Raw genomic sequence first — 19,325 nt, forward strand, 5'->3', positions numbered from 1 at the left:
CAGCGGAAGGAGGTGCAGCGAAGCAAACCGTAGCCGCTGCGCCAGGATCGATCCCGGAGCGAAGGAACCCCGAGCCCGCGAGGGGCCGAACGTAGGAGCAAGCCTTTTGGGTTACCTTTTCGGCGTTTGGAAAAGGTGACTCGCCGTAAGGGCGAAACCGCCAGCCGCAACACCCGAAAAAACGGATATACACCCAAAACCCCAAGAGCCTGGTCGGCCCAAAGGCCGCCAAGCCCCCAAAAACCCCGCAAATGTCAAAACCGCTCCGCCACCCGCTTATACGGATAATCCGGCTCCCGATACTTGCCCGGCTTCTGCCGTTTCGGCAACTCGACCTTGTCGCGCTTCACCTCTTCATAGGGAATGCGACTGAGCAGATCAGTGATGATGTTAAGCCGTGCACGACGTTTGTCATTGGAATCGGCAACCCTCCACGGCGCCCAATCGGTATCGGTATGTTTGAACATCTCGTCCCGCGCCCGTGAGTAGTCATACCAGCGGCTGTAGGATTTCAGATCCATGGGTGTCAGTTTCCAGATCTTGCGCCCGTCATTGATTCGCGCTTCGAGCCGGCGGGTCTGTTCCTCCGGACTGACTTCGAGCCAGTACTTGAGCAGGATCACCCCCGAATCGACGATAGCGTTTTCTACCCACGGGATCGACTTGAGAAACTTGTCGGCCTGTTCTTCCGTGCAAAAGCCCATGACCCGTTCGACGCCGGCGCGGTTGTACCAACTGCGGTCGAAAATCACCACCTCGCCGCCCGCCGGCAGATGCGGCAGATAGCGCTGTACATGCATCTGACTTTTTTCTCGATCGGTTGGCGCCGGCAATGCCATCACCCGGAACACCCGTGGGCTGACGCGTTCCGTGATCGCCTTGATCACCCCGCCTTTGCCCGCACCGTCGCGGCCTTCGAAAACAATACACACCTTGACACCTTTGGCGATGACCCACTCCTGCAGCTTGACCAGTTCAATGTGCAGCTTGCGCAGCTGTTCGAGATAGTCCTTGTTTTTCAAGCGTGGACGTTCGATTGCCTTTGCAGGTTTCTTCTTGTCTTTCGCCATGAACCTGTCCTCGCGCTTCAACAGCCCGCTGAAATTGTTTATTGACCCGATGGCCCTGATCCGTGAGGTTAGTTGACGCCGGGTTGTTTGCCATCACCGGGCAAAAAAGCCCTGTCGCCATGTGTTTCCTGGGTTTGTTCCGACGTCGCACTGTTCATTGCCCGATCCCCTGTTTGCTGGAGTTTCTCGATGCCGTCGCCCAAATCATTGCCCACTGCCCTGCTCGGTCTGGCCCTGGCCTGCCCAGTGATGGCCGAGACCCAAGGTCTGGAGCTGGGGCAGGTATTGATTTCGGCGGATCAGCGCAGTGGCACCGATGCCTCGGCCGAAGAAGCCAGGGAACGCCTCGAACAGGTAGCCGGCGCCACCAACGTGGTCGATATGCGCCAGCCGTTGCAGGGCCGCGTTGCCAGCAATCAGGACGTGCTGGCCTATCAGCCGGGGGTCTATGCCCAGTCGGCGGGCAACGAAGGTGTGAAGATTTCCATCCGTGGTTCAGGCATCAACCGCGCACCCGGCGCCCACGCCTCGGGGCTCTACACGATGCTGGATGGCTTGCCCCTCACCGGCCCCGGCGGCACGCCGTATGAATTGCTCGAGCCGCTGTGGGTCGACCATGTCGAAGTGCTGCGCGGCGCCAACGGCTTCGATCGCGGCTCGCTGGCACTGGGCGGCGCTATCGATTACGTCAGCCACACCGGTTACACCGCGCCAAAGCTGCAAGTGCGCTACGCCACCGGCAGCCATGGCTATCAGCAGCGCCAGGTCAGCTCCGGGCAAGTGCTGGGAGATTTCGATTACTACGTGTCCCTGACCGATGCCAACGCCGACGGCTATCAGGACCACACCGCCAGCGAGAGCAAAGGCCTGATCGCCAACTTCGGCTATCGCTTCAACCCGAATCTGGAAACCCGCTTCTACTTCCGCTATCGCGAAACCGACAACGACCTCGCCGGTCGCGTGACCAAGCATTCCATCGAACACAGCCCACGGGCAGCCAACCCGGCGTATGTGGCCCGCGATGACAGCCGCAAGCAACCCGGCAGTACCTTCATCGGCAACAAGACCACGTTCTATCTCGATGACGATTCGAGCATCCAGACCGGCCTCGCCTACCACGACTACCCGATGGATCTGCGCGAAGGCCCCAACCGGCTGAAGGTGGCATACACCGACGTCAGCGGCACCTTCGACTACAAGCGCCGCGACACTTTGTTCGGCATGGAAAGCCGCAGCAATGTCGGCCTGCGCGTGACCAAGCACCTGCCCAACGATGGCGCCAGCGAGTTCGTGCGAATCCCGAGTGGCAACACCGCCAGCTATGCCCCCGGCACGCGAATGCGTAATTTCACTTATCAGGGTTCGGATACCGTGCTGCATTTCGGTAACGATCTGGAAATTGCCGACGACCTGTGGCTGACCACCGGCCTCGCCGCCATCTACACCCGCCGCGAAAGCGCCGTGACCTATCCGCAGGGTGGCGGCAAAACCAGTCTCAGCGATTGGGACTATGCACCGCGCATCGGCCTGCGGTATCACATCACCCCGGACGTACAAGTGTTCGGCAACCTCAGCCGCTCCGTCGAAGCACCGCACCCGTGGTCGCTGATCTACAGCTCCAACGTGCGCTTCCCTGCCGGCAGCGGCGCCGCCACCGGCACTCAGCGCGACCCGATCAAACTGCAAAACCAGACCGCGACCACCCTGGAACTCGGCGGCCGTGGCGACAGCGCCTTCGGCGAATGGAGCCTGGCCTGGTACTACGCGCAAGTTCGTCACGAATTGCTCTCGGTTCTGCCGGACGCCAACGCCGTCACGCCCTACGAACTCAACGCCAGCCCGACAGTGCACCAAGGCATCGAGGCCAGCCTCAACAGCAAACTCTGGACCGCCGCTGACGGCCGCCAGTTGAGCTTGCGCCAGGCCTACACCTTCAGCGACTTCCACTACCGCAACGACGAACGCTTCGGCGACAACCGCCTGCCGGGCCTGCCAATGCATTATTACCAGGGCGAACTGCGTTACGACTGGCCGCAGGGTTTCTTCGCCGCCGTGAACACGCAACTGGTGTCCAAAGTTGCCGTGGACTACGCCAACAGCTACTACGCCGACCCCTACGCCCTGTTCGGCGCCACGCTGGGCTACAACGCCCCGAAGGGCGACTGGCAAGGCTGGGTCGACATGCGCAACCTGACCGGCAAGCGTTATGCGGCAACGGTCACGCCGGGGTATGACGACAAAGGTCTGGATGCCGCGCGGTCGACACCGGGTGAAGGGATGGGGGTTTATGTTGGGGTTTCGTGGAGTTTGTTGTGAGGCCTGTTGGCTGTAGACGGACAACTCCAGCCAATCTGCACTACGCTGGCTAGCGATATGAGACAGCTTGCGGAAGGTTCGCTCAATGACAGTCTGCTGCCCTGATTGTGGGTTCACCACCGATAACCTTCCGCCCACGCATAAATGCCCTGAGTGCGGAGAGTTTTCCCACGATTGGTTGATTTACGACTGGGAAGAATTTGTTGCGATCAAACGTCGGCACATCAAGTACAACGTCGCGATTCTTGGGGCATTGCTGATCAATGTGCTTCTGGCCCTCGCGCTTCAGTCCAGCAATGCTTTCCAGTGGTTTTTGACGCTATTGGCGATACCGGCGATCATCAGCTGGCTTCGTTGTCGCAGACAATTGCGGGCGAGGTCAGCATATAAAGGCCATGAATCTGGCGTTGTTTTTCCATGGTTCAGCGGGTTGGGTGGTCTTTAATGGCTGTGCAATAAGGAGCTTTTGCCAGCCCGACGTCCTCTTGCAATACGAATCCGAAACGCAACAAGCAGTGGCAAGCCCTTCAAGGAAGATGTAGATGCGCGAACGCAAAGCAGCACGATTACTGGTCATAAGTCCCTCGCAAGAAGTTCTGCTTTTCAGATTCATCCATGAGAACGGCGCCTTGGCCGGCAGAAATTACTGGGCAACCCCAGGCGGCGGCCTTGAGGCCGGTGAGACATTCCATGACGCTGCAATACGTGAGTTGCGTGAGGAAACCGGTATTGAGGTCCTCACGGTTGACGGACCTGTAGCTCACCGTGATTTTTCCATGCTATTACCCAGCGGCGAAACTGTACTCGCGGTCGAACAATATTTCGTCGTGCATACGCCAAGCGAGCGGCTATCCAGAGCTGGCTGGACTCAGGAAGAAACCGAGGTCATGGCCGATCATCGTTGGTGGTCCGCTGAATCGCTACGAGGCATCGACGATCAGATATGGCCCGAGAAGCTGGATGAAATGCTGGTGAATGCAGGCATCTTCGAGTCGGTCAGGTAATCATCGCTCTCCACTGAAAATAACGGATTAATCTCATGGATACTTCCCAAGAAAACTCTCTGGAAACATCACTCCGACTGGCCGCTGACGAACCCGCGCATCGCCCTGAGTTCTATCGCACCCTGCTGGATTCGACCGTCTACATCCTCGGCACCGCCGGTGCGGCGCAAGGTCATGTCAATCTCGAGGCCGGCAGCAATATCAGCATCGCTCATTGGCAGAAGCCCGATGGCACGCCGGTCATTCCGTTCTTCTCCTCACTGCCCACGCTGCAACAATCCATCGACAGCGAGCAGAGCTACGTAGAAATCCCTGCCCGATCATTATTCGAAATCACGTTGGGCGCACTGCTCTTTCTGAATCCGAAGTCGCCGTACGGCAAGGAATTCCTTCCGGATGAAGTGCAACGCCTGCTCTCAGGCGAAATTGGCCGGCCCGCCACGCAGCGTACCGTCGAAAAAGAAACCAACGTGTTGCTCGGACAGCCTTCGGACTACCCATCGACGATGGTCCATTCGCTCTCGCAACTGCTGGCCAAACACGCCAATGTGAAACGCGCGTTCCTGGCGCTGATGCACGACGCCTCGGTTGATGAAAAGCCGCACCTGATCGTCGGCATCGAAGCGGATGGCGATATCGAACAGGTCATGCGCGAAGCCGGCAATGTCGCTGCGGACACGGCCCCTGATGGCGGGCCGGTTGATTTTTGCCGCGTGCTGACGGGACAAACCGGGCTGAGTGATTACTTTCTCAAGGAGACCAAGCCATTCTACGAACGCAAGGCACCGAGCAAGCTGCGTTCGTTCTTTGGCTTTGGTTGACAGTCGCCTGCAGGCCGCTTGATCAGCGGGCCAGTCGTCGATTCTGATGAGCGTGACCTTGGATTCTCTCAACTCGCCCTCATAACAGTGGGTATCCCCCATCGTCTCCGAGAGGAAGCACACACCATGACCACTCAAACCGAAACTGCCATTCTCGCCGGCGGCTGCTTCTGGGGTATGCAGGATCTGTTGCGCCGCTACCCCGGCGTGCTCAAGACCCGCGTCGGCTACACCGGCGGCGATGTGCCGAATGCGACTTATCGCAACCACGGCAACCATGCCGAAGCTATCGAGATTGAATTCGATCCGGCGGTAATCAGCTACCGGCAGATCCTCGAGTTCTTCTTCCAGATCCACGACCCGAGTACGCCTAACCGTCAGGGCAACGATCTTGGCCCGAGCTACCGCTCGGCGATCTACTACCGCAACGACGAGCAGCGCGCCGTCGCTGAGGACACCGCCGCCGATGTCGACGCATCGAAGTTGTGGCCGGGCCGAGTGGTTACGGAAATAGAACCGGCGGGGCCGTTCTGGGAAGCGGAACCCGAGCATCAGGATTATCTGGAGCGCATTCCGAACGGCTACACCTGCCACTTCATCCGACCAAACTGGAAACTGCCGAAGCGCGGTTGAAAAAGCTGCTGGCGGGGTTCAATGCCCCGCCACCACCGAAGTTCCTACAGATCGCGGGCCCGACTTGAAACCGTGGGCCCGGGCACCCCAGGCAATGGCGAAGGCGATAGCGACCAGTGCCAGCATGGCCCACGGAAATGAGGCAACGCCCCACTGATCGAGCAGCACGCCGCCGACGACACCGCTGCCAGCGATCGCGCTGTTCCACGCCACTACATTCAACGACAAGGCGACATCCGCTCCGTCGCCCGCCGCGTCAGCCAGCGCCGTTTGCAACAGCGTCGCCGCGCCGCCGAAGGTCAAACCCCATACCGCCACGGCGAGATAAATCACCTCTGGGTTGCCTCCGCCAAAACCCAGCGCCACGCAGACGGCGGCAAAGGTCGCCAAACTCAGCAGAACAGTCGAGCGCAGCAGCGGCTCGACCAGCTTCGCCGTCAGCCATATCCCGACCAGCGCGGCGATGCCGAAGATCAACAACACCACATCCACCCGCTCGGCCATGCCCGCCGGCGCAACGAACGGAGCGATATAGGTGTAGAGAATGTTGTGCGCCAGCATCCAGCTGATCACCACTGCAAGCACAGGACGCACGCCCGGGGTAGTCAGGACTTTGCTCAGCGATCGGCGTTGATGGGCCGGCTGCGGCGGGTAGTCGGGCACTTTCACCAGCACCCAGACGATCAGTACCAAGGTCAGCGCCGACATCAGGCCGAATGTAGTGCGCCAACCGACCAGCCCACCGAGCCACGTACCCAGAGGCACGCCCAGCGACAGCGCAATCGGTGTGCCGACCATCGCCAGTGCCAACGCCTTGCCCTGCTGTTCGGGCTCAACCATGCGTCGCGCATAGCCGGCCAACAGACTCCATGCCAAACCCGCCGCAACCCCGGCGAAGAACCGCGCGACCAGCGTCACGCCGTAGTGCGACGACAGCGCGGTAATCGAATTGAACAGCAGGAAACCGACAATCGTCAGCAGCAGGACGTTGCGGCGCCGCCAGCCCCGGGTGGCGATGGTCATCGGGATCACCGCCAGTACGGAACCCAATGCGTACGCGGTAACCATTTGCCCAGCCATGGACGGCGAAATCGCCAGGGCTTCACTGATCAACGGCAGCAAGCCCGCCGGCAGGGTTTCGGTGACGATGCAGATGAAGCCAGTCATGGCCAGCGCCAGCAAAGCGCCGATGGGCAGGCCTTTTGGCGTAGCCGTTAAGGTGATTGAAGGTGTCACTGGAAGCTCCTCGAAAAAACCGAATCAGATTTAAATACCGATCGTTCTAGATCCTGAGGGTGCATGCGCAGCGTTGTCAACAATTTCTGTATCGACTAGTCTTTATATGAAATCAATGAGGAGTCAGGTCATGGCGAGAACCGGTCGCCCCCGTCAGTTTGATCGCGACGACGCCGTCGATCAGGCTCTGCAACTGTTCTGGCAACACGGCTACGACGCGACATCGCTGGCCCAGTTGAAGGCAGGCCTGGGTGGCGGTATCTCTGCGCCTAGTTTCTACGCCGCGTTCGGATCCAAGGAAGCGTTGTTCGATGAATGCGTGCAACTTTATTTAGCCACCTATGCGCAAGTCACCGAGTGCCTGTGGGACGACAGCCTGCCACCACGCCAGGCGATCGAGACCGCTTTGCGCCGGTCGGCACGCATGCAATGCGACGACACGCACCCCAAGGGTTGCATGGTTACCCTCGGTGTCATGAGCGCACCGAGCCCGGAAAACGCCCATGTGGCGCAAGCCCTGACCCGCTCACGGCAGCGCACCCGTGCCGGCATTCAAGCCTGCGTCGAACGCGCTGTGAATGCCGGCGAGCTGGCCAGCGGCACAAGTACGGCGGCGATGGCGACGGTATTCGACAGTTTCCTGCAGGGCATATCCATCCTCGCCAGAGACAATACCGCGCTGGAGAACATTGATGCTGCCATCACTCAGGTCATGCAGACCTGGGACATTGCCGCCTCGCGTAAGGCGGATTGATCAGATCACAAATGCACCGGTGCCACCGGCGCCGAACCCGGCTCCGGCACATCGACATTGACCTTCAGTGCAATCAGCAGCGCGGCCAGCAACATCAGCATTCCAGCCGCTACAAACACGCCATTGATACCGCTGAAACTGAACACCGAACCACCGGCGGCGGCGCCTGCGGCAATCGCCGACTGCACGGACGCCACAACCATGCCGCCTGCGCTTTCGGCCTGATCGGGTATCGAGCGCGCCACCCAGTTCGACCATGCCACCGGAACGCCACCGAAGGCCATCCCCCAAAGCGCCAAGAGCAACGCCTGCCCGGTGAGCGACGCCGGTAACCCGACCAGCGCCAGAGCAGCAACGCCCACCAACACCGGCATCAGCACCAGTGTTGCGCGTGGATTGCGCTGCAACAGCCAGCCGGCGAACAGCGTGCCGGCAAAGTTCGCCACGCCGAAACCAAGGAGCATCAGTGCCAAGGTCTGCGCGTCGACGCCGGTGGTGCTTTCCAGAAATGGCCTGATGTAGGTGAACAACGCAAAGTGACCGGTGTGTACCAATACGCAGCCGAACATGCCGACGGCAATGCCCGGTCGCAGCAACACCTCCAGCACCGTGCGCAGGCGTGACGGACGATGCGGCGCCAGACTGGGTAGCGTGAACATCTGAAAAATCAGCGTCACCACGCCCACCGCTGCAGCTGCGAAAAACGCACTGCGCCAGCCAAACTGGCCGCCGAGATAACTGCCCAACGGCACCGCCACCACGGTACCCACGGCGATCCCGCTGAAGATGATCGACAACGCGCGGGGCAGCAGCGCCGCCGGCACCAGGCGCATCGCCACGGCCGCCGCCATGCTCCAGAATCCGCCGAGGGCTATACCCAAAAGGATGCGCATGATCAGCAACACCGCGAGGCTGGACGACAACGCCACCAGCAGATTCGACGCGATCATCAGTGCCGAGAAACCGAGCAAGACCAAGCGCCGATCAAGGCTGCGCGTCAACCCAGGTACGAGCAATCCGGCAAACAGCGCGACCACCGCTGTCACGGTCACGGCTTGCCCGGCCAGCGCTTCGCTGACGCCGAGATCCAGCGCCATTGGTGTCAGCAGGCTGGCCGGCAGATATTCCGCAGTGAGCAAACCGAACACCCCCATCGCCAGTGAGAAAACCGCCATCCACGCAGGCACCAGCGGCTCCTGTTCAGTTCGCCCATCACATACACATTCATTCATTTCCAGACTCCCTCGGACATTTCAAGAGGGCAGTCTATTGACGGCAAACCGGATGATCTATGATGCGAAGTCTTGAACTTTTGATCGAAACCCCGAACATGAGCAGCACCGATCCCTTCTCCGTGTCCTCAGACCTGATCACAGAATTGCTGCGCAGCATGCGTCTGCGTGGCGTGCAGTATCGGCGGATCCACGCCGGTCCACCGTATGGCCTGGGTTTCAGCGACAAATCCGGCCATGCGTATTTCCACTTCGTCGCTGCTGGATCGACGGTGTTGCGACTAGAGGACGGCAGCCTGTACGCATTGTCGGCGGGCAATGCGGTATTCATTGCCCATGGTGCCGCGCACCAGTTGCTGTCAGACCCGGGCGCCCAGGTGCAGGACATTGACAGCGCCGTCGCCGCGCCACTGGGCGATACGGTCTGCGCGGTGCAGGTCGGGCACAGCGCCGATTCGCCCGATAGCGCCCTGCTCTTCAGTGGCTGTATGGAGTTCGAACTCGGCAGCCTGCAAGGCCTCGGTCGGCTGATGCCGGGACTGATGCTGATCGACGCAGGCGGCCAGCGTTATCCGGGACTCATGCCGATTCTCGCGACCATGGAACGCGAAGTCAGCGCAGCGCGCATCGGCTTCGCCGGCATTCTCGCTCGCCTTGCCGACGTAGTGGCGGCAATGATTGTTCGTGGCTGGGTCGAATGCGCTTGCGGCAATGCCTCCGGTCTCGTCGCCGCCCTGCGCGACCCACGCCTGGCGCAGGCCTTGCTGGCCTTGCACCAACAACCGGGCCGCGACTGGAGCGTCGCCGAACTGGCAACGCTGTGCAACACCTCACGCTCGGTCTTCGCCGAACGCTTCCAGACCACCCTCAGCACCCCGCCGCTGCGCTACGCCACCGAACTGCGGATGCGCTTGGCCAGTCAGTGGCTGACACTGGAAAGACTGCCGATCGAAGAAGTGGCGCAGCGCTTGGGCTACACCTCCCAAGCGGCGTTCAGTCGTGCCTTCAAGCGCATAACAGGTGCCTCGCCGGGAGCGAGTCGGCGCCAGCGCGCACTATAGGAATTGCATTAACAGGGCGGCAATGAATCCGAGCCGCCCTCACCGCTGGATTTTGTCCAGCCCCGCGCCCACCCGCTCAGCAGCCTGCAAATCCCCACGCGCCTCCAACTCCTGCGCTACTTGCCGCAACTGCTCAACCGTCAACCCGACATTCAGACTGATCTTCAAATGTGACTCCAGCTGCGATTCCACCCCAGCCATTGCCGCCAGTGCGCCAACCGTCGCCAGTTCCCGATCCGTCCATGCCAGGTTGTCGCGGGCGAAGATGTCACCGAACAAGTGCACTTTCAGAAACTGATCGATCGCCGGGGCGAATTCGAACAGTGGGCCGGCGACTGGCGCGCCGACCAGACGGGTCTGATTGTCGGTGCCGAGTTCGGTGAGCGCATATCCCGACGGAACCGGACCCGGCTCGCGTCCCGGCACGTCTTCGATGCCCCGAGCAGCGCGTTCCTGCAAAACCTTCATCAGCAATGACAAGGCGTTGAGGCTGCGCGGGAACCCGGCGTAGGCGTACAGCTGGACCAGAATTTCCTTGGTTTCACTGATGCTCAGCCCGGCATCGAGACCTTGATCGAGTGCGTCGTGCAAACGCGGCATGTCGCCGATTGCGGCGTTGGCGGCAATCGGGGCGATCGCCAGTTGTTTAAGCGTCAGAGGCTGTTCTTGCATGATCGGTTTCTCCGGTGATTGGGAAGGATTGGCGCAAAGAGGATTCACACAGGCTGCGCTGGCGAGGACCGCACAGCCGAGGGCCACGATGCGCAGAAGACGCCCTTGATTTAACGATTTCCGGTTCATCAATGACTCTCCTCACTCATGCAGAGTGAACGTCACCCGCACACCGTCGCGCCCCAAGGCTTCGGCCAAGTCCTGCGGTCGGTCGATGCGACCAAGGCGCGAATAGCGGTAAGACGAATCGTAGGTTTGGTAGAAGACCACCAGCGTATCGTCGCCATACAAAAGGAAATCGCCGTTGTGGATCGTGCCCGGCAGGTAGGGCTGGGTAGGTAATGGCGGCTGCACGGTGGCGTATTTTTCATTGCTGTGCAGGTCGGCCATGTCCAGGCTCAACGGCAATCGCGTGAGCAATTGCCGAGTGCTCGGGTTGTCATCCAGGGCAATGGCAAAGCGGTGTTCTCCGACAGTCATCCACATCGTGCGGTCCTCCATAGCGGTCGGTGCAGACAGAGCAAAGGGCAGCCAAGCCATCAGAACGAATCCCTTCCAGCCGTTGGCAAAAATCCGCATCGCTTTGCTCCGTCGCGGTGAAAGTTACTTCAGGTTGCTCTTGAAGAACTGCGTCAGCTTGGCAAAAGGAATCAGCTCGACCCGGTCGTACAGATCGACATGGCCGGCATTCGGCACGATCACCAGTTCTTTTGGCTGTCCCGCCAACCGGAACGCCTCTTCGCTGAACTCGCGCGAGTGCGCGTCGGCACCGGCAATAAACAACATGGGGCGCGGCGAGATGCTCTCGATATCGACGAACGGATAGAAGTTCATGAACTTGGTGTTGCTGGTCAGCGTAGGCCGCGTGGTCTGTTGCGGCGTCGAGCTGGCCGGGGTGAATTCGCCGCGCGGGGTGCGGTAGAAATCGAAGAATTCACGCTGGATCGGATGTGTGTCGGCTTTCAGTTCCAGCACCGTGCCGCCGGTGTATTCGACCTTGCCGCCAGTGAACTCGGCGTAACGCTGCTCGGCCGCTTGCGCAATGATCTGCTTGCGCTGCGCAAGGCTTTGCGAATGCTTTAGGCCGTCACGGTTGGCCGCCCCCATGTCGTAAATGCTGACCGTGGCGATGGCTTTCATGCGCGGGTCGATTTTCGCCGCGCTGATCACGAAGCTGCCGCTACCGCAGATGCCCAACACGCCGATGCGCTCGCGGTCGATAAATGGCCGTGTGCCGAGGTAATCGACGGCCGCGCTGAAGTCTTCGGCGTACATATCCGGCAGCACCGCGTTGCGCGGCGCGCCCTCGCTTTCGCCCCAGAACGACAGGTCCAGCGACAGGGTGACAAAGCCCTGCTCCGCCAGTTTCTGCGCATACAGATTGGAGCTCTGCTCCTTTACGGCGCCCATCGGATGGCCAACGATAATCGCCGCGCTGCGCGCTGCCGGGTCGAGTCCTTTGGGGACAAACAGGTTGCCGACCACGGTGAGTTGATATTGATTTTTGAAGCTGACCTTCTGCACGGTCACCTTATCGCTCTTGAAAAAATTGTCAGCACCGTGGGACATGTCAGCTCCGAATGCAGTAAATGAACTCAGGAGAAACCCGAGCAGTATGAACAGTCGTTTCATGGGGGCGTCCTTGATCGAGAAACCAGGCGAGGCCGGGTTGGAGGTATTGTTGCGCAGGCTCGAGGCTTTGATTAGCTAATGAGTGCTTAATGCGGTTATAAACACTGCTAATCAATAAACCCGAGCGCGCGCCCATGGCCAAACCCAATTTCAACGACCTGCTCGCCTTCGTCACCGTTGCCCGCAGCGGCAGTTTCACCCGCGCGGCGGTGCAACTGGGCGTGACGCAATCGGCGGTGAGCCAGGTAGTCTCGGCGCTGGAAGCACGTCTGAAAATTCGCCTGCTGACCCGCACCACGCGCAGCGTGTCACTGACGGCGGCCGGCGAACGCTTGCTGCAAACCGTGGGTCATCGTTTCGATGAAATCGAAGCCGAGCTGGACGCTCTCACCGAGTTGCGCGACAAGCCTGCCGGCACCGTGCGGATCACGTGTGGCGACAACATCATCAAGACCACTCTGCTGCCCAAGCTGACGCCGCTACTGCTGCAATACCCGGACATCAAGCTCGAATTCGATATCAACTATGGTTTCCGCGACATCGTTGCCGACCGCTTCGATGCCGGTGTGCGCTTCAGCGACACCGTCGCCCAGGACATGATCGCCGTGCCGATCGGCTCGCCGCTGCGCATGGCCGTGGTCGCTTCGCCCAGCTACTTTGCCCAGCACCCTGCCCCGCAACATCCGCGCGATCTGGCGGCGCACCGCTGCATCGACATCCGCTTTCCGACCTACGACGGTGTCGATGCCTGGGAATTCGAGCGTCAGGGCAAAAAGTTGAAAGTGCGGGTCGACGGCCAACTGGTGTTCAATTCGACTGTGCACATCGCCGACGCCGCTGTGAACGGCTTAGGGATTGCCTACCTGCCCGAAGACGAGTTCGGCGCGCACCTGGCTGAAGGGCGTTTGGTCAGAGTGCTGGAAGACTGGTGCGAACCGTTCGGTGGCTTCCACCTCTACTACCCCAGCCGCCGCCAGCCGTCGCCGGCGTTTTCCCTGGTGGTGGAAGCGCTGCGCGTGGTCAGAGACCCAGCCCCGCTGTAGGAGTGAGCCTGCTCGCGATAGGGTCGGCACATCCAACTGAGTGAGTGCCTGACCCAGCGCTTTCGCGAGCAGGCTCGCTCCCACCTGATTTGTAAGTCAATTGACTTCTGGGATCTGACGCGAAACCCTGTGGGAGCGAGCCTGCTCGCGAAGACGCCAGACCAGGCAAATCATCTCTGCATGCCACCCCGCGCGCCCCTCACAACTTCGACACATCCCCGGTAGCCTCGGCTATCGTCGCCAGGGTTTCCTCCATACTGGCGATGTCTTCATGCAGCTTCTGAAACACCAGATCCAGCGACTCGGGGGCGTCCACGGTCTGATGCCCACGCAGCGACTCGACACTAGCGCTCTCCACGTGCTGGAGAATGTCGACACTTTCTCGCAGTGCCAACAGCTGATCGAAGATCGCGGCAATCTGCGCCTGGCTGCGGGCGCTCATCGCTTCCCCGGCTTGCAGAGCAGTGATCCCCATCCCAGACATGCGATAACCATAAATCAGACCCTCCTGAAGAAACGATGAACACAGAGCAGAACAGGCGGCTCAGCCTTTGGCTTTTTCGTGGGTCGGCGGCGCGCGGAAAAGTGCGTTCTTGCGTGAATGATCAAGACCGTTAATGGATTGACCTTGAGCGTTTCAGAGAGTTTGAAACAATTGATCCCCACTCAATACGCGAACTCGTGGCCCAATTCGCTCTCCATCCACGCCAGAAAACGCCTCACCCGTGGAAAGCTCGAATGCGCCTTGGGATACACCAAATGGTGCGCCGCCACCGCAGCACTCAGTGATTCAGGCGCTACTTCAACCAACGTGCCCGCTGCCAGATACTTCTGCGCAAGCAATGTGCTTTCCAGCGCGAAACCCAAGCCGTGACTGGCTGCTTCCAGCGACATATACGAGCGATCGAAGCTCAATGCGTAAGGCCGTTCCGGACGCGCCAGACCATGCTGGGCAAACCATTGCGGCCATTTGAGCAGCGTGGCCTCGGAAAGAATCAGATCGCACTCAAGCAGATCCGCCGCGCCACGCACCGGGCGTTGCGCGAGCAGTTTCGGTGAAGTCAGCACCGCGAATGTCTCGTTCCTGACCGTGCGCACCTCATAACTGGGCCAGTTCGGCAAACCGTGGCGGATATCGACGTCGATCTTGTCGCGACTGAAGTGCAGCGATTCATACGAGCACGACAGGTTGATCTGAATGTCCGGATGACTGGCGCGAAACGCTTCCAGGCGCGGCATCAGCCAGAGCAGACCGAAGCTTGGCGACGAGTGCAAGCGCAGGCAATCCAGGCTGACATCGCTGGCCGCACGCTCGGTGGCAACGGCGAGACTGTGCAGAATCCCCGAAACTTCCTTGAGGTACTGCTCGCCGACCGGCGTCAGCGAGACGCCCCGAGCGGCGCGAACAAATAATTGCCGGCCGATCATCCCTTCAAGTTTCGCCAGTTGATGGCTGACTGCCGAGGGGGTCAGGTCCAGCACTTCCGCTGCCCTGGCGACATTGCCGAAGCGCGCGGTTTGCTCGAAGGCCTGAATTGCTTTCAGCGGTGGCAGGATAATCGGTGCCTCAGTGTCTGAGCGCATGGGGACTCCGTGGTGATTTCTTGTGATGTACGGACCGGTTTCATTCAAGCATTTGCGAAACGGCCTGACGAGTGCTGAATTTTTTTCAGCATTGAGTGACTTCCGCGTTATTGCTCACGCTCGCCCCGGAGGACAAGCTGAGTCATCGGTTACTTACACACCGACCCAATAAAAACAATTCGAGGGAATCCTCCATGCTTCTTCAAGGCAAAGTCGCAATCATTACCGGTGCCGCATCTGCCCGTGGCATTGGCCGCGCTACCGCCAGCACATTCGCGCAACACGGCGCTCGCGTGGTCATCCTCGATCTGGATGCATCCGCAGCACGTGACGCCGCCGCAGCACTGGGCGAAGGTCATCTGGGCCTGGCGGCCAACGTGGCCGACGAAGCGCAGGTTCAGCAAGCCGTCGCCACCATCATCGAGCACTTCGGGCGCATCGATATTCTTGTCAACAACGCCGGCATCACCCAGCCACTGAAGACCCTCGATATTCGCGGCTCTGATTATGACAAAGTGCTGGACGTCAGCCTGCGCGGCACCCTGCTCATGTCCCAGGCGGTGATTCCGCTGATGCGTCAGCAGTCCTCTGGCAGCATCGTCTGCATGTCGTCGGTGTCGGCCCAACGCGGCGGCGGCATCTTCGGCGGCCCGCATTACAGCGCGGCCAAGGCCGGTGTGCTGGGGTTGGGCAAGGCCATGGCACGGGAATTGGGGCCGGACAATATTCGCGTCAATTCCATCGCACCGGGGCTGATTCACACCGACATCACCGGTGGCCTGATGCAGGATGACCGCCGTCACGCCATCATCGACGGCATTCCGCTGGGTCGCCTGGGTCAAGCGCAGGACGTCGCCAACGCTGCGCTGTTTTTGGCCAGCGACCTGTCCGCTTATCTGACCGGCATCACCCTCGATGTGAACGGCGGCATGCTGATTCACTGAGTCACTCTGGGCGGGCCTGCGTGGCCCGTGCGGTTCTGGATCGACGACGCAGCCGGGCCTGATGGCCTGGCGGTCAATAAAAACAAGAGATCAGACCATCATGACTACCCTGTCGCTCGAAGCGGTTTCGACCGTGCGCTCTTCTGCCTACCGCAAAACGGCCTGGCGGCTGATGCCGTTCCTCATGCTGTGCTACCTGTGCGCGTATCTGGATCGGGTCAACGTCGGTTTCGCCAAGCTGCAAATGATGAACGATCTGGCCCTCAGCGAAACGGTCTACGGACTGGGCGCCGGGGTGTTTTTCATCGGCTATTTCCTCTGCGAAGTGCCCAGCAACATCATCCTGCACAAGGTCGGCGCGCGGGTGTGGATTGCGCGGATCATGATCACCTGGGGCATCGTTTCGGCGCTGTTCGCCTTCGTCGAAACCGCCTGGCAGTTCTATGCCCTGCGCTTTCTGCTGGGGATCGCCGAAGCTGGTCTGGCGCCGGGCCTGCTGCTCTATCTCACCTACTGGTTTCCGTCCTATCGCCGGGCGCGCATGACCGTGTTGTGGTTTATCGCCATTCCGCTGTCGGGCATGGTCGGTGGCCCGCTGTCCGGTTGGATCATGAACCACTTTGCCGGCGTGCATGGCTGGGCCGGCTGGCAATGGATGTTCGTTCTCGAGGCGGTGCCCACGGTCATCGTCGGCCTGCTGGTGCTGAGCTATCTGAAAGACGGCGTGCATCAGGCGACCTGGCTCAATGACGAAGAAAAAGCCTTGATCACTCGCGAGCTGGCCGAAGACGACCAGCAAAAGGTCACCCACGCCTCGATCGGCGAGTTCATCCGCGACCGGCGCTTGTGGCTGCTGGCGGCGATCTACTTCTGTGTGGTCATGGGCCAATACGCGATCACCTTCTGGCTGCCGACACTGGTGCGTAATGCAGGGGTTTCCGACCCATTGCACATCGGTTTCCTGACCAGCCTGCCCTATCTGTGCGCCATCGCCGCCATGCTCCTGGTCGGCCGCAGTGGCGACAAACATCGCGAGCGCCGCTGGCACCTGATCGTGCCGATGATCGCCGGTGCGATCGGTTTGAGCCTGGCAGCGATGATGGGCGGCAACCCGACCTTGTCGATCCTCAGCCTGTGTCTGGCCGCTTCCGGCATTCTGTCCGCCACCTCGTTGTTCTGGATGCTGCCCACCACGCTGCTCGGCGGCGTGTCTGCGGCGGCCGGCATCGCGGCGGTCAACAGCTTCGCCAACCTCGCCGGGTTCTGCTCGCCTTATCTGATCGGCTGGATCACCACCCTGACCGGTTCCAGCGCCATCGGCATGTACCTGATCACCGGTGTGCTGTTCCTCGGCGCCAGTCTGGTCCTGCGTATTCCTGCCGCTTTGGTCAATCGTTGAGTCAACGGAGTTTCATCATGACGACTAATCTTTCACACGCTGCATCGCTGAGCCTGACCCAGCGCGCGCACAACATTCGCCGCCACGCACTGCGCATGGGCCAGGTTCAGGGCCAGGGCTATGTGGGCCAGGCCCTCGGCGCGGCTGACCTGCTGGCGGTGTCTTACTTCCATGCGATGAATCATCGCCCGACAGATCCCGAATGGGAGCAGCGCGATCGCTTCTATCTCTCCATCGGCCACTACGCCATCGCGCTGTACGCAGCGCTGATCGAAGCCGAGATCATTCCGCTCGACGAGCTGGAAACCTACGGCTCGGATGACAGCCGCTTGCCGATGTCGGGTATGGCCGCCTACACGCCAGGGATGGAAATCACCGGCGGCTCGCTAGGTCAGGGCCTGGGTATCGCGGTCGGTGCCTGCCTGGGCCTCAAGCGCAAAGGCTCGACCTCGTTCGTCTACAACCTGCTGTCCGATGGCGAACTCAATGAAGGCTCGACCTGGGAAGCGGTGATGTCGGCTTCGCACTGGAAGCTCGACAACCTGATCGCCATCGTCGACGTCAACAACCAGCAGGCCGACGGTTACTCCAGCGAGATTCTTTCGTTCGAACCGATCGTCGATCGCTGGCAAGCCTTCGGCTGGTTCACCCAGCGCGTCGACGGCAATGACCTCGACGCCTTGGTCGCTGCATTCGATGCCGCGCGCAATCACCCCGGCGGGCAACCGCGCGTGATCATCTGCGACACAAAAATGGGCAAAGGCGTGCCGTTTCTGGAGAACCGGGAAAAGACCCACTTCATTCGCGTCGAAGAGCACGAATGGGACCTGGCACTGAGCAACCTTGAAGAAGGAAAAGACCAATGAGCAACGCCGCCAATACTGCGACTTCGACTTCTCCTGGCGCGCCGGTGAAAAAGCGCCTGACCACCTCGGCGATGATTGCCTCGATTGCTTCCGAGGGTCAGGCGACCCGCTCGGCACCGTTCGGCCATGCGCTCGCGGCGCTGGCAGAGCAGCGTGCAGACATCGTCGGTTTGTCGGCTGACCTGTCCAAGTACACCGACCTGCACATTTTCGCCAAGGCGCACCCGGAGCGTTTCTATCAGATGGGCATGGCCGAGCAACTGCTGATGAGCGCAGCTGCGGGCATGGCACGTGAGGGGTTCGTGCCGTTCGCCACCACCTACGCGGTGTTCGCCTCGCGCCGTGCTTACGACTTCATCTGCATGGCCATCGCCGAGGAAAACCTCAACGTCAAAATCGTCTGCGGCCTGCCCGGCCTCACCACGGGTTACGGGCCGAGCCACCAGGCCACCGATGACCTCGCTATTTTCCGCGCCATGCCCAATCTGATGATTGTCGACCCGTGTGATGCGCTGGAAATCGAACAGGCCGTGCCGGCCATCGCTGCTCACCAAGGCCCGGTGTACATGCGTTTGCTGCGCGGCAATGTGCCGTTGGTGCTGGACGAGTACGGCTATCAATTCGAGATCGGCAAGGCCAAGACCCTGCGCACGGGCAACGACGTGCTGATCATCTCCACCGGGCTGATGACCATGCGTTCGCTGGAAGCGGCCAAGCAATTGCAGGCCGACGGCATTGATGTGGCTGTGCTGCACGTGCCGACCATCAAGCCGCTGGATGAGCAAACCATTCTCGCCGAAGCACGTAAATCCGGGCGTCTGGTGGTCACCGCCGAGAACAGCTCGATCATCGGCGGTCTGGGCGAAGCCGTCGCCGGTTTGTTGTTGCGCAATGGCGTGACGCCGACCTTCAGACAGATCGCGTTGCCCGACGCCTTCCTCGACGCCGGCGCCCTGCCGACGCTGCATGATCGCTATGGGATTTCGACGCCGGCCGTTTGCGCACAGATCAAGGCCTGGCTGTAACTCCATCATGAGCGGCGCCTCCATCCGAGGCGC

General features: G+C 60.6%; 20 protein-coding genes. 12 read left to right on the forward strand and 8 right to left on the reverse strand.

From position 1 onward, the window contains the following. Positions 1 to 254: 254 nt before the first annotated feature. A complete protein-coding gene (gene ppk2, locus AC4IHP_RS07875) occupies positions 255 to 1,070 on the reverse strand; it encodes a polyphosphate kinase 2 (protein WP_460118683.1) in 816 nt (271 codons plus the stop codon). 189 nt (positions 1,071 to 1,259) lie between these two features. Between ppk2 and AC4IHP_RS07880 the strand changes: the two genes are divergently transcribed. The 5 genes from AC4IHP_RS07880 to msrA all read left to right on the forward strand — a co-directional run bounded on the left by AC4IHP_RS07880 (position 1,260) and on the right by msrA (position 5,844). Further along, on the forward strand, positions 1,260 to 3,386 hold the full coding sequence (locus AC4IHP_RS07880) for a TonB-dependent receptor family protein (RefSeq protein ID WP_490831373.1): 2,127 nt from the start codon (positions 1,260 to 1,262) through the stop codon (positions 3,384 to 3,386). Between the two features lie 85 nt (positions 3,387 to 3,471). After that, positions 3,472 to 3,831, forward strand: coding sequence for a hypothetical protein (locus AC4IHP_RS07885; RefSeq protein WP_122699165.1), 360 nt, complete (start codon positions 3,472 to 3,474; stop codon positions 3,829 to 3,831). Positions 3,832 to 3,928: 97 nt separating this feature from the next. Further along, positions 3,929 to 4,390, forward strand: coding sequence for an NUDIX hydrolase (locus AC4IHP_RS07890; protein ID WP_490831374.1), 462 nt, complete (start codon positions 3,929 to 3,931; stop codon positions 4,388 to 4,390). A gap of 35 nt (positions 4,391 to 4,425) precedes the next feature. Continuing rightward, entirely contained in the window at positions 4,426 to 5,211 is a 786-nt protein-coding gene (gene sseB, locus AC4IHP_RS07895) for an enhanced serine sensitivity protein SseB (RefSeq protein WP_490831375.1), read from the forward strand. Positions 5,212 to 5,337: 126 nt separating this feature from the next. After that, a complete protein-coding gene (gene msrA / locus AC4IHP_RS07900; protein WP_490831376.1) occupies positions 5,338 to 5,844 on the forward strand; it encodes a peptide-methionine (S)-S-oxide reductase MsrA in 507 nt (168 codons plus the stop codon). An 18-nt stretch (positions 5,845 to 5,862) separates the two neighbouring features. Here the strand turns inward: msrA and AC4IHP_RS07905 are convergent, their stop codons facing one another. After that, entirely contained in the window at positions 5,863 to 7,080 is a 1,218-nt protein-coding gene (locus AC4IHP_RS07905; protein ID WP_490831377.1) for an MFS transporter, read from the reverse strand. A 130-nt stretch (positions 7,081 to 7,210) separates the two neighbouring features. Between AC4IHP_RS07905 and AC4IHP_RS07910 the strand changes: the two genes are divergently transcribed. Then, positions 7,211 to 7,834, forward strand: coding sequence for a TetR/AcrR family transcriptional regulator (locus AC4IHP_RS07910; protein WP_490831378.1), 624 nt, complete (start codon positions 7,211 to 7,213; stop codon positions 7,832 to 7,834). A gap of 5 nt (positions 7,835 to 7,839) precedes the next feature. Here the strand turns inward: AC4IHP_RS07910 and AC4IHP_RS07915 are convergent, their stop codons facing one another. Then, the gene (locus AC4IHP_RS07915) at positions 7,840 to 9,066 is read right to left on the reverse strand and encodes an MFS transporter (protein WP_490831379.1); all 1,227 of its coding nucleotides are present in this window, start codon (positions 9,064 to 9,066) and stop codon (positions 7,840 to 7,842) included. Between the two features lie 98 nt (positions 9,067 to 9,164). On the opposite strand from AC4IHP_RS07915, the gene AC4IHP_RS07920 reads away from it, so the two are divergent. Next, entirely contained in the window at positions 9,165 to 10,127 is a 963-nt protein-coding gene (locus AC4IHP_RS07920; protein ID WP_490831380.1) for a cupin domain-containing protein, read from the forward strand. 39 nt (positions 10,128 to 10,166) lie between these two features. On the opposite strand, the gene AC4IHP_RS07925 is transcribed toward AC4IHP_RS07920, so the two are convergent. The 3 genes from AC4IHP_RS07925 to AC4IHP_RS07935 form a co-directional block, all read right to left on the reverse strand. Continuing rightward, positions 10,167 to 10,928 (reverse strand): carboxymuconolactone decarboxylase family protein, encoded by a 762-nt coding sequence (locus AC4IHP_RS07925; protein WP_490831381.1) that lies wholly within the window; start codon positions 10,926 to 10,928, stop codon positions 10,167 to 10,169. 12 nt (positions 10,929 to 10,940) lie between these two features. After that, a complete protein-coding gene (locus tag AC4IHP_RS07930) occupies positions 10,941 to 11,339 on the reverse strand; it encodes a cyclophilin-like fold protein (protein WP_490831382.1) in 399 nt (132 codons plus the stop codon). Positions 11,340 to 11,402: 63 nt separating this feature from the next. Next, positions 11,403 to 12,431: an alpha/beta hydrolase gene (locus AC4IHP_RS07935; RefSeq protein ID WP_490831383.1), complete on the reverse strand. Its 1,029-nt coding sequence runs from the start codon at positions 12,429 to 12,431 to the stop codon at positions 11,403 to 11,405. Positions 12,432 to 12,565: 134 nt separating this feature from the next. Here AC4IHP_RS07935 and AC4IHP_RS07940 point away from each other — a divergent pair, with 134 nt between their 5' ends. Beyond that, complete coding sequence (locus AC4IHP_RS07940; RefSeq protein WP_490831384.1) at positions 12,566 to 13,474, forward strand: LysR family transcriptional regulator; 909 nt, start codon at positions 12,566 to 12,568, stop codon at positions 13,472 to 13,474. Between the two features lie 199 nt (positions 13,475 to 13,673). On the opposite strand, the gene AC4IHP_RS07945 is transcribed toward AC4IHP_RS07940, so the two are convergent. Both AC4IHP_RS07945 and AC4IHP_RS07950 read right to left on the reverse strand, forming a co-directional pair. Next, positions 13,674 to 13,958, reverse strand: a complete 285-nt coding sequence (locus AC4IHP_RS07945; protein ID WP_490831385.1) for a hypothetical protein — start codon at positions 13,956 to 13,958, stop codon at positions 13,674 to 13,676. Between the two features lie 182 nt (positions 13,959 to 14,140). Beyond that, the gene (locus tag AC4IHP_RS07950) at positions 14,141 to 15,058 is read right to left on the reverse strand and encodes a LysR substrate-binding domain-containing protein (RefSeq protein WP_460118655.1); all 918 of its coding nucleotides are present in this window, start codon (positions 15,056 to 15,058) and stop codon (positions 14,141 to 14,143) included. 194 nt (positions 15,059 to 15,252) lie between these two features. Here AC4IHP_RS07950 and AC4IHP_RS07955 point away from each other — a divergent pair, with 194 nt between their 5' ends. The 4 genes from AC4IHP_RS07955 to AC4IHP_RS07970 all read left to right on the forward strand — a co-directional run bounded on the left by AC4IHP_RS07955 (position 15,253) and on the right by AC4IHP_RS07970 (position 19,292). Beyond that, positions 15,253 to 16,002, forward strand: a complete 750-nt coding sequence (locus tag AC4IHP_RS07955) for an SDR family NAD(P)-dependent oxidoreductase (protein ID WP_490831386.1) — start codon at positions 15,253 to 15,255, stop codon at positions 16,000 to 16,002. 100 nt (positions 16,003 to 16,102) lie between these two features. Beyond that, positions 16,103 to 17,401, forward strand: coding sequence for an MFS transporter (locus AC4IHP_RS07960; protein ID WP_460118651.1), 1,299 nt, complete (start codon positions 16,103 to 16,105; stop codon positions 17,399 to 17,401). A 17-nt stretch (positions 17,402 to 17,418) separates the two neighbouring features. Beyond that, positions 17,419 to 18,267: a transketolase gene (locus AC4IHP_RS07965; protein WP_460118649.1), complete on the forward strand. Its 849-nt coding sequence runs from the start codon at positions 17,419 to 17,421 to the stop codon at positions 18,265 to 18,267. Then, positions 18,264 to 19,292: a transketolase family protein gene (locus tag AC4IHP_RS07970; protein ID WP_460118647.1), complete on the forward strand. Its 1,029-nt coding sequence runs from the start codon at positions 18,264 to 18,266 to the stop codon at positions 19,290 to 19,292. The genes AC4IHP_RS07965 and AC4IHP_RS07970 overlap by 4 nt, the downstream gene beginning before the upstream one ends. Positions 19,293 to 19,325 lie beyond the last annotated feature (33 nt).

This window comes from Pseudomonas sp. UF-293, assembly GCF_058245595.1.